The following is a 15308-nucleotide window of genomic DNA, read 5'->3' as shown; positions in this document are numbered from 1 at the left end:
AGGAGCCGTCTTCTCACGAACGACCACCTTCGCGCGATTAACGCGTGATGGCGTACAGCGTACCGTCTTTAGCCTGGATAAGCAGTTTGCCTTCCGCAGCAACAGGATCGGTCAGGAAACCGGAGCCGTCCACTTTCTGCTGCGCGACAAAACGCCCGTCTTCGACGTTAATCCAGTGCATGTAGCCTTCGCTGTCACCGGTCACGATGTAACCATTATACAACGCCGGAGCGGTAAGGTTACGGTGCAGGAGATCGCTTTGTGTCCACAGCGTCACCCCACCGTCGGTGGTCAGCGCCAGAACGCGGTCATTCTGGTCAATCATGTAGATGCGGTTACCATCGACAATGAAATTGCTCACTGAACCCAGTTCACGTTTCCACATGATCTGGCCGCTACGCAAATCCAGCGCCGTCAGGTTACCGTTGTAAGCCAGCGCATAAACCACGCCGTTTACAATCACCGGCGTTGTATCGACATCGCTCAGACGGTCGATTTCAGTCGGACCCGTTGCCTGAGAAATACGCTGCTGCCAAATCATCTGGCCCTGCTGCATCAACACGGCGCTTACGCGACCGTTGTCGCCACCCACAATGGCTGCGCCGTAGGCGGTAGCCGGTGCGGATTCGCCACGCAGGGACAGTGACGGCATATCAAGGTTAACCGTCCATTTCACCGCACCGTCGCTCTCATTAAGCGCCTGTAGCTGGCCGTTACTGGTATGAATCAGCACCAGGCCGTCGCTGACAACAGGGCGGGATAACGCTTCACCGGCAACGTTGGTTTTCCATGCCTGGGAACCGTCGTTCGTATTCAGCGCATAAACCTTCGCTTTTTCGCTGCCCACGTAGACATGGCCGCCTGCGACGGTCACACCACCGGACAACAGCGCCGGGCTGCTGGAGAACCAGCCAGATTTTTCTGCCAGGTTAACGGACCAGACTTCTTTGCCGTCGCTCGCACTAACCGCTTTTACCGTACCGCGACGGTCAGCAGCGTAGACCACGCCACTGTCCAGCGCCGGATGCAAATTAGAATGAAAATCGCCAATACCGCTACCCACGGAGGTACTCCACGCGGTAGACGGGTTAAACTGGTTAGTCACCGTCGGCAGAGGGGACATTTTGACAACGTCTTCTTCGCCGCTAAACAGGGAACAACCGCTCAGTAAGGTGACGGACAGCAGCCCAGGCAGAAGTAATTTACGCAATTGCATCGGGTCCCTCTTAGATGGACAAATTGTTGATTTTCATCTGCATCATTTCACTCAGCGCCGGGGATGCGTTGTTTTTAACGCCATTCTCCCATGCGGTGCGTGCACCTTGTTTGTCGCCTTTGCTGAGCAGCGCTTCGCCACGCAGGTCGGCAACAATGGCCGCCCAGCCGTCGCCTTTCACGCTATCAAGCGTTTTCAGCGCGGCATCTTGCTGCTTAAGCTGTACCTGGATACGGGCGAGACGAATGTTAATCATGCCCTTAAGGTTGTCATCGCTGGTGGCGGCAAGCCCTTGTTGCAGTTGCGCGGAAGCCTTTTCCAGCTCATCGCGTTGAACATACTGCTGTGCCAGTTCCAGTGATGCCAGCGCGCCATAGGTATTCTTATTCTCAGCCGCGAATTTCTCCGCCGCCGTCAGCGTTTCAGGTTTATCAGCACGAATCGCGGTAATGGCGTTTTCATAGCCTTGCGAAGCCGATCTCGCTGTTTCGATTTGGTGACTTGTCCAGTAGCGCCAGCCAACTAATGCACCAATACCTAAAATGACACCAACAGCCAGCGCTTTGCCGTTTTCAGCAAAAAAGCGTTTGAGCGCGTCTACCTGTTCGTTGTCGTTCTCGTAAATTTCCACGCAGTCCTTCTCCTTAACGATAATTCACCGGGGAGATTAGCCCAGTAGTGTGCGCAAATGCGCCGCAACGCTGTCCTGCGTTACCGTATTTTGCTCACCAGAGCGTAAATCCTTCACTACAACGTTACCGTCAGCGATTTCAGACTCACCCAGCACCAGTGCGAGCTTAGCGCCCCACTTATCGGCACGGGCAAATTGCTTTTTGAAATTACCGCCGCCGTGGTTCGTCATGAGCTTAACGTCAGGTAACGCATCGCGTACCTGTTCAGCCAGTTGCATTGCAGCGGACTGTACGTTTTCGCCTGACGCTACCAGGTATATATCGACAACGGATTCTGCTTTAAATTCCGGATTAACTGCCTGAACCAACAAAACAAGTCGCTCAAGGCCCATCGCGAAGCCAACCGCCGGCGTTGCGCGCCCGCCAAGCTGCTCGACCAGACCGTCGTAACGGCCACCTGCGCAGACCGTTCCCTGAGAACCCAGGCTGGTGGTCACCCATTCGAAAACGGTACGGTTGTAATAATCAAGACCGCGCACCAGACGCTGGTTGACCGTGTAGGCAATACCCGCAGCTTCCAGCAGTTTGCACAGGCCCGCGAAGTGTTCACGAGACTCTTCATCCAGATAATCGCCCAGGGCTGGCGCCGCGTTCAGAAGCGCCTGAATATCTGGGTTTTTGGAATCCAGTACGCGCAGCGGATTGCTGTACATACGGCGTTTGCAGTCTTCGTCCAGTTGCTCTTTATGCTGCTCAAGAAACGCCACCAGCGCATCGCGATAGTTTGCACGTGCTTCCAGCGAGCCAATAGAGTTCAGTTCGAGGCTAACGTGATCGAAGATTCCCAGCGCACGCCACCAGCGCGCAGTAAGCATAATCAGTTCGGCATCAATGTCCGGGCCCTGCAGGCCAAACACTTCGACACCCAACTGATGGAACTGGCGGTAGCGACCTTTTTGCGGGCGCTCATAGCGGAACATCGGACCGACATACCACAGGCGCTGTTCCTGATTGTACAGAAGACCATGCTCGATGCCGGCGCGTACACAGCCCGCTGTACCTTCTGGACGCAGCGTCAGGCTATCGCCGTTGCGATCGTCAAAGGTGTACATCTCTTTTTCAACCACGTCGGTAACTTCGCCGATCGCGCGTTTGAATAACGGGGTCTGCTCTACAATCGGCAAACGGATTTCATTGTAACCGTAGCTGCCGAGCACGTTTTTGAGTGTGCCTTCAATGCGCTGCCAGATGGCGGTTTCGCCAGGCAGATAATCGTTCATGCCGCGAATGGCTTGAATATTCTTTGCCACGTTTATTCTCTTTTTGAATACAAAAAATGAACCCTCAGGGCTTGCGCCTTGCGGGTTCATCATACACGGGAAGCCAGCCGCTTCCCATCACGTTATTTTTCTACCTGTTGCACAGCAATACGATTAGCTTCATCCAGGATTGATGCTTTCGCACGGATGCGGGCTTCAAGCTGGGTAATCATATCGTCGTTATCCAGTCTGTCCTTGCGTACGCCATCTTCGTAAAGGCCGCTTTTCTTGTTGCCACCGGTCACGCCAAGCGTAGAAACCAGCGCTTCGCCAGGGCCGTTCACCACGCAACCGATGATCGAAACATCCATCGGCGTGATGATATCTTCCAGGCGCTGTTCAAGGGCATTTACGGTGCCGATCACGTCAAACTCCTGACGTGAGCAGGTAGGACAGGCGATAAAGTTGATGCCACGCGAACGGATGCGCAGTGATTTCAGGATATCGAAGCCAACTTTGATCTCTTCAACCGGATCCGCCGCCAGCGAGACACGCAGCGTATCGCCGATCCCTTCCGACAGCAGTAAGCCCAGGCCGATCGCTGACTTAACCGCGCCACTGCGCGCCCCGCCCGCTTCGGTGATGCCAAGGTGTAATGGTTGATCGATCTGTTTTGCCAGCAGACGATATGACTCCACCGCCAGGAATACATCGGAGGCTTTTACGCTGACTTTGAATTGATTGAAATTGAGTCTGTCGAGGTGATCGACATGGCGCATGGCAGATTCCAGCAACGCTTGCGGCGTGGGCTCACCATACTTTTCCTGCAGATCCTTTTCCAGCGATCCGGCGTTAACGCCAATACGGATAGGGATATTTTTGTCGCGCGCACAGTCAACAACCATGCGAATACGTTCTTCATTACCGATATTGCCTGGGTTGATACGCAGGCAATCGACGCCGTATTCCGCGACTTTCAGCGCAATGCGGTAGTCAAAGTGAATATCCGCGACCAGCGGTACACTCACCTGTTGCTTAATCAGTTTGAAGGCTTCTGCCGCGTCCATGGTAGGAACGGAAACACGAACTATGTCAGCGCCAACGCGCTCAAGCGCTTTAATCTGCGCAACCGTCGCGTCCACGTCTGTGGTGCGGGTGTTTGTCATTGACTGCACGGCGATGGGGGCGCCATCGCCAATCGGCACATTACCAACGTAAATCCGTTTCGATTTCCGACGTTGAATCGGAGCCTGGTTATGCATGAAAAATCTCCCGCGTTGCCCGTCTGTTACTGTACTGCTGATTGTTCGGCATTGAGGGTCAGGCGTGCAACCTGGTTAGTTCTGATAAAGCGGCTCAGATCGACAGGTTTACCCTGATATTGAATCTGTACCGCAGCAGGTGCACCGATTTTGAGCTTGTAAGGCGCCTGGCCGGTCAAATTCAGCGTCGCGTCTTTACGCTGGATGCCGCTGAATAATTTTTTACCGCTTGCATCGCTCACTTCTAACCAGCAGTCGGCGTTGAAGTTCATGACCAGCGCATGTGCGGCGTCCGGGGAGGCGACACCCGCCTGGTCAGTCGGCAGTGGCGCGTTATTCGCGTTAGCCGATGGCTGAGCGGCAGGGGATTGAGTAACAGGTGCCTGAGAAGGCGAAACAACGGCGTTGGAATGCGCGGTTGCCGCAGGCGTTTGCGCGGCTGTTGCAGGCGCGGCTGTTGTCGGCGCCGTTGGCTCAACTGGCGTAGTCGCAGCCGTAGTATTTGGTGTTTCTGGCGCAGTGCTGACCGCATCGTTATTCAGCGGAACGTTCTGCCCTTCGCTGCTACCACTGGCGTTCAGCTCTGCAGATGACTGATCGGCCATTGTGGTGATCTCTTGCTGCTGCGCTTTATGGTTTTGCCACCACCATGCGCCCGTCAGGCCAACAACCACAAACAGCACCAGCCAGGTAAAGCTCATTAACCAGCCGTCACGTTTTTTACGACGTTTACCCAGAGAAAAGGTCTGCATCGGCGCGACTTTCGCCGCCCGAATCGGGGCCTGTTTCTCAATCATCGGCAGCAATTCTTCTTCCGGGATATGCACCAAACGCGCATACGAGCGGATGTAACCACGCAGGAATGTTGAAGCCAATTCGGCAGGAGCCTTATCGTCTTCAATATCGCGTACCGTGGAAACTTTGAGACAGAGGCGCTCAGCTACCGCCTGCTGGCTAAGTCCGAGTTGTTCACGGGCATTGCGCAGACGAACGCCCGTGGTTTGTGCTTCGTTTTGGTCGTGAGTGGCTTCAGTATTCATTCGCTACAACTGCTGGTACGTGAAAATTTAAGATTCAGGCGCGTAGTAAGCATTGCCTGGGCGCGCCGCGAAATGTCAGGGTCAGTTAAATTTAGACCGACAGTATAAGACTGTCAGGCCGGTCATAACAGAACAGCTTTTCGTACTTTTGCTAAGCTGTTGTTCCATCGCTACATACTGCCTTAAAGTCGAGAGAAACGCACAGTAATTATTGATTGCACAACTATAATCAGGCGATTAAATCAGCATATTTATGCGTCGCGACACAGAAGCCTGCCGCGACGCCAGAACACTAAACCGCTTTAATCGAAATCGGCTCACCCTGCATACGTTTACGCATCGTCCGTTTCGTACGGTCAATAACATCACCAGCCAACTGACCACATGCCGCGTCAATGTCATCACCACGTGTTTTACGCACGATAGTGGTGAAGCCATAGCTCATCAGCACTTTACAGAAACGGTCGATACGGCTGTTCGAGCTGCGACCATACGGCGCGCCCGGGAACGGGTTCCACGGAATCAGGTTGATCTTGCACGGCGTGTCTTTCAGCAAGGCCGCCAGCTCATGCGCATGCTCAGTGCCATCGTTCACATGGTCGAGCATGACGTATTCAATGGTCACGCGCCCCTGGTTGGCATTGGACTTCGAAATGTAGCCGCGAACCGATTCGAGGAAAGTCGCAATATTGTACTTTTTGTTGATCGGCACAATTTCGTCACGAATGGTATCGTTCGGCGCATGCAGTGAAATAGCCAGCGCAACATCAATCATGTCACCCAGCTTATCCAGCGCAGGAACCACGCCAGAAGTCGACAGCGTAACGCGACGTTTGGACAAGCCAAAACCAAAGTCATCCAGCATGATTTCCATTGCCGGCACCACGTTAGTCAGGTTCAGCAGCGGTTCGCCCATGCCCATCATCACCACGTTAGTGATAGGACGTACGCCGGTCGTTTTAACCGCACCGATAATTTTCGCCGCGCGCCAGACCTGGCCAATAATCTCTGACACTTTCAGGTTACGGTTGAAGCCCTGTTGCGCCGTGGAGCAGAATTTACACTCCAGCGCACAGCCAACCTGTGAGGAAACGCACAGCGTGGCGCGATCGTCTTCCGGAATGTATACCGTTTCAACGCGCTGATCGCCTACGGCAATCGCCCATTTGATGGTGCCATCGGAGGAACGTTGCTCTTCCACCACTTCAGGAGCGCGGATTACCGCGACCTCTTTGAGCTTATTACGCAGCACTTTATTGATGTCGGTCATCTCATCAAAATCGTCGCTGCAATAGTGGTACATCCACTTCATCACCTGATCGGCGCGGAAGGGTTTTTCGCCTAAGTTTTTGAAAAACTCGCGCATCTGCTGACGATTCAGATCCAGCAGGTTGATTTTTGCATCTTTATTGGGAACCGTCAGTGCGACGTTCTCAGGCGTGACAATCTGTTCAGACATAGTTGTTTATTCCGGCCTCGTTATTACACGTTATGGCCCCTGGAGGGTTGAAAAAAGAAGCGCCCCGGGAATGCATGTTGCAATTCACGGGGCGCTGCATTGTACAAATTCTGCTGTGCAGATGCCACGACTGCGCGCGGCATTGGCAAAATAAAGTGTAAATCTGCTTACAATTTCCGATGGGCTTCGCACAACAGGGTGCGTAAGGCCGCGGAAATTAGCGAGTGCGTGGGCAAACTTCGCCTTCGCCGAAGAAATAGGCGATTTCGCGCGCCGCAGATTCCAGAGAATCGGAACCGTGGGTGCCGTTCTCGGTGAAGCTGTCAGCATAATCAGCGCGCAGAGTACCTGCCAGCGCGTTAGCCGGGTTAGTGGCACCCAGCAGGTCACGGTGACGCTGCACCGCGTTTTCGCTTTCCAGTACGGAGACCACGATCGGGCCGGAGGTCATGAACTCAACCAGGCCGTCGAAGAACGGTTTGCCTTCGTGCTCAGCGTAGAAACCACGAGCCTGCTCAACGGACAGATGCAGCATTTTCGTGCCAACAATCTTGAAACCAGCAGATTCAAAACGCGCGAAAATACTACCAATAACGTTTTTTGCCACCGCGTTCGGCTTGATGATGGAAAAAGTACGTTCAATAGCCATGTTAACCCCTGTAAGTTGTTCTGTTGTCGTACATACATACGTATGACCTGGCGCGGATTATAAAGAGCAACGCGGGCATTGCCTATGGATAAAGGTAACATTTTTTTAAAATAAGACGAGTTTCAGCAACACCATTCACCAAAACGTCTCTTCACCACATTATTCAGGTTACATCAAGGCGGCAAGCGCAGGCATCCCCGGTACTTACATAAATCAGTCACCGGGGTGTACACGTACAACCAACACAAAGGCAGCGTGAAAAAGGATGCGTATATGTGTTGCGTTATTGCACTGCGAACTCTACCGCCGCGACCTGCCCGGCGTCATCCATCACCAGTAACTGATACTGACCGCTTTTATCAAGGTTAAGGCTTGATAGTTGATCATGACCGTCCAGCGGCTCTCCGTTTAAAAACCACCAGCGTCGCCCTTCGCCACCGGTGGCCTGTAGCGGCAACGTTGCCTGCGAGCGCCCCGGTAACCGTTTGATCACTGCGCCATCGCGGATCCCCGAGAGCAACAGCGGCGGCGGCGCGTTCTCATCGCGCGGAGGACAGGTTTTCGAGCGCGGAGGTAATCTTGCCGCCCGGCGCTCGCCATCAGGTAACCAGGGTTCCAGCGGTAAAGGCCAGACGATGATTGTGCGTTGCTGCGCATCGGGACAATCTGGCGCAACACGTTGTCCCTGCGCGTTAACCCACACCGGGAAACGAATGCCGCGCGCCCCTTCTTGTTCCGCCATCAGCATCGTGGGTGGCTGGCTGTTATCCAGAAGCCAGGTTGCCAGACGGCGGCGACAATTGCTGTCACCTTCCGGTAGGCTCTGCCCGCCAGGCCAGCAGATGACATCGCGGCTGACCGATTCCGGGCGCGGATCCTGCGGTAAACGCGCCAGCTCCAGCGCGGAACGAGGCTGCAGCATATTGTTCACCTGATTGAGCAATGGCACTGCGCTGGCGAAACCAAACTGGCCCGCAACCGGTGTGCCGTCCGGCCTGCCCGTCCAGACGCCAATCACATAGCGGCTATTCAACCCAATGGCCCAGGCGTCACGATAACCGTAGCTGGTGCCGGTTTTCCAGGCCAGCGGCACCACTTGCGGGAGCGCGCTGTCCGGTAACGGCTGCGCTTCTCCGGCAAGAATGCGGCGAATAATCCACGCCGCGCCCGGCGACATCAGCGTTCTTTCCATCAACGGATCGTCTGGCTGAAAGCGTAATTGCCCGGCCTTGCCGTGGCGCGCAAAGGCACTATACGCTGCGGTGATATCCGCCAGACGGGCGCCTGCCCCACCCAGAATAAGTGACAGGTTCGGCTCCGCGCCTTCCGGCAATTTAAGCGGCAACCCGGCATTGCGCAGCGTAGCGGCAAATTTCTTCGGCCCGTAGGCCTCCAGAACCTGTACCGCCGGAAGGTTAAGTGAGCGAACCAGCGCCTCGTTCATGCTGACCGGTCCGTGAAAACCGCTGTCAAAATTACCGGGACGATAGTCCCCCGTTCGCCGTGGCACATCCTGTAGTAACGAGGCGGGATGAATCAGACCTTCATCCATCGCCAGGCCATAAATGAAGGGTTTTAACACCGAACCCGGCGAGCGGATGGCACTGACCATATCGACATGGCCAAAACGGTTGTCGTCATTAATGTCCACCGACCCCACCCAGCCGCGGACTTTCATGTCCGTATGGTCGACAACGATGATCGCCAGCGAGCTACGCTGGGGCAGACGAGATTTCACGCCAGCGGCCAGGTCTTCAAGCTGACGCTGGAGGCTGGCATCAAGTGTGGTGGTAATTTTGAGGCCCGGGTCTTTGCTCAACATATAACGGGAGAAGAGGGGCGCGAGTTGCGGCATCTGACGCGGTGCCAGCCAGACCGGCTCTTCGCGCGACTCCGCTACCTGTTTTTGGCTCCACACACCCTGCGAGACCATGCGATCCAGTACTTTATCCCGCGCCGCCTGCGCACGCTCCGACCAGCGGTCAGGGCGCAGGCGACTCGGTGCCTGTGGTAAGACAGCCAGCAGTGCCGCCTCTGCATAGCTGAGCTGCGCGGGAGATTTGCCCAGATAAACCCAGCTTGCCGCCCCAACGCCCTGCAACGTACCGCCAAACGGGGCACGGTTGAGATAGAGCGTCAGAATGTCGCGCTTGGAGAGATGCCACTCCAGTTGCAACGCCCGCCATAACTGGCGCACTTTACCGCCAAAGGTACGCGGATGGGGATCGAGCAGACGCGCAACCTGCATAGTGAGCGTACTGCCGCCAGAAATAACTCTGCCAGCCAGCAGGTCCTGCCATGCAGCACGGGCGACCGAAAGCGGGTTTACGCCAGGGTGCTTCCAGAACCAGCGGTCCTCGTATTCGATAAGCGCCTGTAAATAGCGCGGAGAGACATCTTCTATCGCCACCGGATAGCGCCAGATCCCCTCGGCATCAGCGAAGCGCCAGAGCGGCGTGCCATCCTCCGCCACAACGACGCGCGCCGGGTTGACCTCTTTTAGAGGCAGCGGCCAGAGTTTGTCGGCGATAAAAAGCACCAACGGAATAAGAAGAAACGCTCCCGCAAGCCAAAGCCCGCGGGAGCGCCAGGTGCGCCCTGTATTCATGCTATGGGCGAACGATCAACGGACCGCTTGCGGCCCCTGTTGCCCGCCACTGCGGCACATACATAGACTCCACCTGCGGCATCGGCAGTTGATAGGTTCCCGGCGTTACCGCACGCGCAAGGTAAACCAGCGTGACTGGCTGCCCTTCGCTAACGGAGACGGCGGCGACAAAGCGATCATCGCGGAATTCCATATGGGCAATATCAGCCTGCTGCATACGGTTAAGGAGTTCCTGCACTTCGCTGCCGCTATCCTGCAGGCTCGCGCTGCTGCTGGCCAGATTCTGGTTTTCCAGTTCCAGTCCGGCTGGCAGAAGGTCAACCACCAGCGCATCTGGCACGTTGTGGCTGGCGCGGACTTCAAGCCAGACCAGCACCAGTTCGCCGCTTTTCAGCGAGGCCAGTGATTTTGTCTGCCCATCGGTACCAAGGATCTGCCGTTCGATATTCAGGACATTGCTGGCCGGTGCCGGGGTGTACTCCGGATACCCTGTACTGTCGAGACGCAGCCACATCGGGCTTTCACCGGTGTTTGTCACCGTCAGCGCCGTCATCTGGTCCGCGTTGAGTTCACGGGTTTGCGGTTTGTCGCCTTTCAGCTCTTCACTGGTCAGGGAGGTCTGTGCCTGCCATGTCCCCGGCAAGTTCTGCAAATGACGCCCCGCCAGATAAAGCGCATTGCTTTCCTGCGTGGAGAGCCAGCGTTGGCCATAGGCCTGTTCAGACAAGGTGGTCAGCAACTTGTTCTGCGCATCCGGCAACAGCGAGTTTTCTTCCAGCAGCGACAGCATCAGCGCGTTATCACGCAGTTCGCTACCGTAATCCGCCATCCAGCGCTGCGCTTTCGCACGCGGTGTAGTTAACGCCAGCGCCAGTGCCTGTTCACTGCGCGGAGCATCGCCCATCAGCTTGAGTGCCACCCCCAGTTGCAGCAGAGGCAGACCCGCTTTCGCCTGCGCATGACGCTGCCACAGTTCGCGCAGCGCGCCGAGTGGGGCTTTCTGCTGACGTGCAAGCACCAGCGCCGCATAGCTTTGCGCCGCAAATTTTGTCGCCTGGACATCGTCGCTGTAACGCACAGCCATCACCGCCGGGTCCTGCAAGTAACGCAGCAGACGGCTATTGGCATTATTCAGCGCCTCCACCGGCACGCTGTAACCCTGCTCTGAGGCGCGGACCAGGAAGTCAGTCACGTAGGCGGACAACCAGTACTCTTCCGGCCCGTTTTTATCCCATAACGAGAAGCCACCGTCATCACGCTGCATTTGCAGCAAGCGGGCAATACCGATCTCCACCGCCGCACGGCGCTGTTCATCGCTGTCGCCCTTGATACCCATCGCCTTAAGCTGAGCCGCATTGGTATACAACGACGGGAACAGCCCGCTCGCCGTCTGCTCAAGGCATCCGTACGGGTAGGCTTTCAACTCCTGAATGTAACGGGCGATGTTGAGTGAAGGACGTCCGCTCAGCAACAACTGCCCCTGCAGGGCTACTGGCGAAATACGTTTCGTATGCTCAGCCGGTGCATTCCAGGTCTCATGCGGATAGAGCATGACATCGCTGCTGATAGTCTGTGCCGGGTAAGCCGGACGCACACCGATTTTCCACGATTTAGTCTGCGTCGCGAAGGTTTCCCCCGGCAGCGTCAGGCCTGAAATGGCAGCCGTCACTTCGCCATCGCCATAACCGTCCAGCGCGCGTACCGGAATAAAGAGCGTCATCCGCGCTCCTGGCGCTACGTTCACCGGCTTCGGTTGCTCGCTTTCCAGCGCCAGTAAGCCTTTTGCCGCCAGCGCAACATTCAGCGTCTGCGGCTTATCGGTGAGGTTGGTAATATCGAGCGTCAGGCGGCTGGTATCGCCACCAGCCAGGAAGCGAGGCGTGTTGAGCTCGGTAATCACCGGTGCGGCGACAATCACTTTGCTTTCGCTGTTACCGAAGTCTTCCGCGGTCCAGGCCTGCGCCATTACGCGCAGTTCACCGTTAAAGTCGCCAATTGGCAGCGTAACCGTGCCTTCACCCTTGTCGTCCAGCGTAACCGGCTGCGCCTGTTGGGCAATGATGGTGACATGGTTAACCGGTGGCTTGCCGCCACGGTTGAGCTCGTCACCATCACCACCAAAACGTAACGCGGCAAGACGCCCCTGCCCTTCAATCACCTGACCATAGATGTCATAGATATCGGCGCCATAGCGTTTTTGCCCAAAGAAGGCTTCCCACGGGTCTGGCGTAACATAATCCGTGATATTCAACACTCCGCTATCTACTGCGGAAACCAGCACGTTGACCTGTTTTGGCACGGTGCCGTTTTTCAGGCTGGCCTTCACCTTGACCGTCAGCGGCTGGTTCGGACGCATTTTTTGCGGACTTTCCAGGGCCACGGAGAGGCGGCGGTTTTCATCCCCCATCGGCAGATGGAGCAAGCCCACGGCGCGTTTCGGCGTTGCCGATTTGGACTTATCCCCCGGACGCACTACCAGCGTGCTCAGGTAGAGGTCATGGCGACGCCATTTCTGATCCACCGGAATAGAGAGATCCAGCCCTGTCGCGGGCACATCGATTTCCTGCCACCACAACGGCCCTTCGCTGGACTCAATCATGGCATAGCCTTTGCCTGCCGCCGGTGCGGTGATGTGCAGCTTAATGGTATCGCCCGGCTGATAGGCGGGTTTGTCCAGCTTCATGGTGACGCGGTCAGGGCGTGCGGCCCCGGTGCCGTCGCTGTTATCCTGCCAGCTATAACCGGCCCAGAAACGGACGCTACTGACGCTTTCATCAGGCGCTTTGACTTCCAGGCGATATGAGCCCCACTCTACCGGTACGGTAATTTTCCCGGTTTCGTCAGCGGCGAGATCCAGCGTCTGCTCATTCTCTACCAGATCTTTTTGATCAAACTGTGACTGCCAGCCTTCGCTCTCCGACCAGTTCCAGTAGTAGTCGCGACGTTCGCGAATCAATCGGACCTGCAGGCCAGAAACCGCTTTTTTCACGCCCTGCGCATCGGCATAGACAATGTCAAAACCGGCATTACCATTTTCATCAACAATCGGCTGGTTGACGGTGGTATCGGTGCGGTAATCGTAAACCGCCTTCGAGGCAAACTGCGGACGGATACCCGGCAGCACAGGCGCAGGCCAGATAGCCTGTTCAGCACGACGCGTGACCGGACGACCGCCCGATTCAAGCAGGCTTGCCTGCAAAATAACCTGCAACGGTGAGTGCGTATCCTGCCACTGGCTGGGGGCTGTAACCTGGCCATGGCCTTTTTCATCCAGTGTCAGATGCACTTCATCCAGGGTACGCGTCAGATTTTCATCGGCAATGTCGCCAAACTGAAAACCTGGCAGCGCTTTTACCGCTTCGCGTAAAGGGCGCAAATAGAGCTGGCCCTGCAGGGTATTGCCGTTGGCCGGCGCGCCGTACAGGTAATAGCCAGCGACGTTGAAATCTACATCCTCATCGGCCTTAAGCGGTGTCGGTTGAGGGCTCAGATTCAACGCCATGCGTTCTGGCATAAAGTCTTCTACATGGAAAGACCAGCTACGCAGTTGGTTATCCCCGGTATTGGCGCGAATCGACCATGTACCGGTCTGCGCGCTAGCATCCAGGGCGTAGGTAAAATGGTACAGACCGTTTGTCGGCTGGCTTACCACGGTACGCATCACCTGACCATCCGGTTTGACCACCTCAAGCTTCACGGGCTGATCGGCGAGCGGTTTACCGTCGCTGTCACGCAGCAGAGCATTTACGATCACGGTTTCGCCGGGGCGGTAGAGATCGCGCGGACCAAACATAAAGAATTGCTTGCTGTAACCCGGATCACCGGCAATCGCAAATTCCGCCAGATCGAGGGCAGGAAGCTGCAAGTCGAGCAAGGTTGTTTCGCCGTCTTTACGCGCCAGAATCAGTGCCGCTTCTTTGTCCGTGGTCAGCGTGGCATGCCCCTGTGCATCGCTGGTCGCCTGCGCCAGCGTCTGGCCTTTATCGTTCAGCAGGACAACATCGACGCCCGATTGCGCCGCACCATTTTCGAGGCCCTGGGTGAAAATATCTAACCGGTTATGGTAACGGTGGGCGGACAGGCCAATATTACTCAGCGTAAAAAGGGTCGCCGCATTGCTATAGCTATAGTGCCCCGCCTGGTTCATAACGGCGATATAGACTCCGGCCTGCTGTAGGAGCTTGATTTCCCCCAGCGGAAGCAGAAGTTTTTCGCGGGTGTTACGTGCCGGATTGAGGTCAAACCGACCGGTGTAAACCAGATCGGCCATTTTCAGCAAATTGTCCGACTCCCAGTTGGTCAGCGCGTTGCGGTATTCCCACTGGCTAACGAAAGCCGCCAGCGATTCCGGCTTCACGCGGTAGAAGTTAACGTCCACATTATTGACGTTAAGCGCCATAACCGGCAGCCCTTCCACCACTTTTCCAGGCAGTAAAGAACCACGGCTGGCAAAGCCAACGGTAGGCTGAATATCACGGGTGGTAATCGCCTTTTCGTAATCAATACCAAAAGTGGCTTTATTAAGCGCCACCAGCCCGCGGTCAACGGATACCAACAGTTCGCGGTTGGGTTCAAGGTGACGCAGGCGAAGTTCTTTCAGGTTTGTGGAGAGTTCCCATGCCCCGTCGACTTTGCCATTCTTTTTATCCACCACGTGGACAGTCTGGGCAAAGTTCTGATCCGGATCGAGCGGAACGGAAAAGGTCAACACCAGGGCGGCCGCGCCCTCAAGCTGGACCTCTGAGGCATCTACCAGCGTTAACGGCTTGCCTTCACTGCTCGCCGCCAGTTGTTTGAGTTTTTCGCCATCCGGTTTTGTCGCGGGTGGCGTTTGACTCGCGGCTGGCGCGGCTGCCGCCGGAGCGGCCTGCGCTTCCTGAGGTTTATCGTTGTTATCACAACCTGCCAATATGAACGCACTAAAGAAGGCGATAGCGATCGCCGTCGAACGTTTCAGTTTCATCCTTTATCCCTGGCCCACAAAGCCTGTTAATTCGTTAAGCGTAAGTATTATGCGTGACTTTGCCGATTACAAACACCCTCCCAGAATCTGGAAAGCGCTTCGCTGCGTTTAGCCGGTTCGATCAGTCATGTTACCGCGATCACAGGTCGTAACGTTACATGTTACCTTTCAGGTCATTTGTTTTTAAAACAATAAGATAGGTAGCTTACTTTTGCGTACA

At 55.8% G+C, this 15308-nt stretch carries 9 protein-coding genes; all 9 read right to left on the bottom strand.

Annotated features, from left to right (window positions below; all coding sequences use genetic code 11):
- Positions 1-37: 37 nt before the first annotated feature.
- On the bottom strand, positions 38-1216 hold the full coding sequence (bamB, locus tag MRY16398_RS07020) for an outer membrane protein assembly factor BamB (RefSeq protein WP_039079670.1): 1179 nt from the start codon (positions 1214-1216) through the stop codon (positions 38-40).
- A 10-nt stretch (positions 1217-1226) separates the two neighbouring features.
- Positions 1227-1847, bottom strand: a complete 621-nt coding sequence (locus MRY16398_RS07015; RefSeq protein ID WP_039079669.1) for a YfgM family protein — start codon at positions 1845-1847, stop codon at positions 1227-1229.
- 36 nt (positions 1848-1883) lie between these two features.
- The gene (hisS, locus tag MRY16398_RS07010) at positions 1884-3158 is read right to left on the bottom strand and encodes a histidine--tRNA ligase (protein WP_039079790.1); all 1275 of its coding nucleotides are present in this window, start codon (positions 3156-3158) and stop codon (positions 1884-1886) included.
- 92 nt (positions 3159-3250) lie between these two features.
- Positions 3251-4369 carry a flavodoxin-dependent (E)-4-hydroxy-3-methylbut-2-enyl-diphosphate synthase gene (ispG, locus tag MRY16398_RS07005; RefSeq protein ID WP_125124075.1) on the bottom strand — a complete coding sequence of 373 codons (1119 nt, stop codon included), beginning with the start codon at positions 4367-4369 and terminating at the stop codon, positions 3251-3253.
- Positions 4370-4395: 26 nt separating this feature from the next.
- Complete coding sequence (rodZ, locus tag MRY16398_RS07000; RefSeq protein ID WP_125124074.1) at positions 4396-5409, bottom strand: cytoskeleton protein RodZ; 1014 nt, start codon at positions 5407-5409, stop codon at positions 4396-4398.
- A 292-nt stretch (positions 5410-5701) separates the two neighbouring features.
- Complete coding sequence (locus MRY16398_RS06995) at positions 5702-6868, bottom strand: bifunctional tRNA (adenosine(37)-C2)-methyltransferase TrmG/ribosomal RNA large subunit methyltransferase RlmN (protein WP_039079666.1); 1167 nt, start codon at positions 6866-6868, stop codon at positions 5702-5704.
- A gap of 217 nt (positions 6869-7085) precedes the next feature.
- Positions 7086-7517, bottom strand: coding sequence for a nucleoside-diphosphate kinase (gene ndk / locus MRY16398_RS06990; RefSeq protein WP_039079665.1), 432 nt, complete (start codon positions 7515-7517; stop codon positions 7086-7088).
- 283 nt (positions 7518-7800) lie between these two features.
- The gene (pbpC, locus tag MRY16398_RS06985) at positions 7801-10125 is read right to left on the bottom strand and encodes a peptidoglycan glycosyltransferase PbpC (protein ID WP_125124073.1); all 2325 of its coding nucleotides are present in this window, start codon (positions 10123-10125) and stop codon (positions 7801-7803) included.
- A gap of 1 nt (position 10126) precedes the next feature.
- Positions 10127-15088 carry an alpha-2-macroglobulin family protein gene (locus tag MRY16398_RS06980; RefSeq protein WP_125124072.1) on the bottom strand — a complete coding sequence of 1654 codons (4962 nt, stop codon included), beginning with the start codon at positions 15086-15088 and terminating at the stop codon, positions 10127-10129.
- Positions 15089-15308 lie beyond the last annotated feature (220 nt).

The sequence above is a fragment of the Phytobacter sp. MRY16-398 genome (genome assembly GCF_003925915.1).
GTDB classification, from domain to species: Bacteria; Pseudomonadota; Gammaproteobacteria; order Enterobacterales; family Enterobacteriaceae; genus Phytobacter; species Phytobacter diazotrophicus.
The sequence above is the reverse complement of the archived record's forward strand: the minus strand, read 5'-3'. Positions and strand labels throughout refer to the sequence as shown.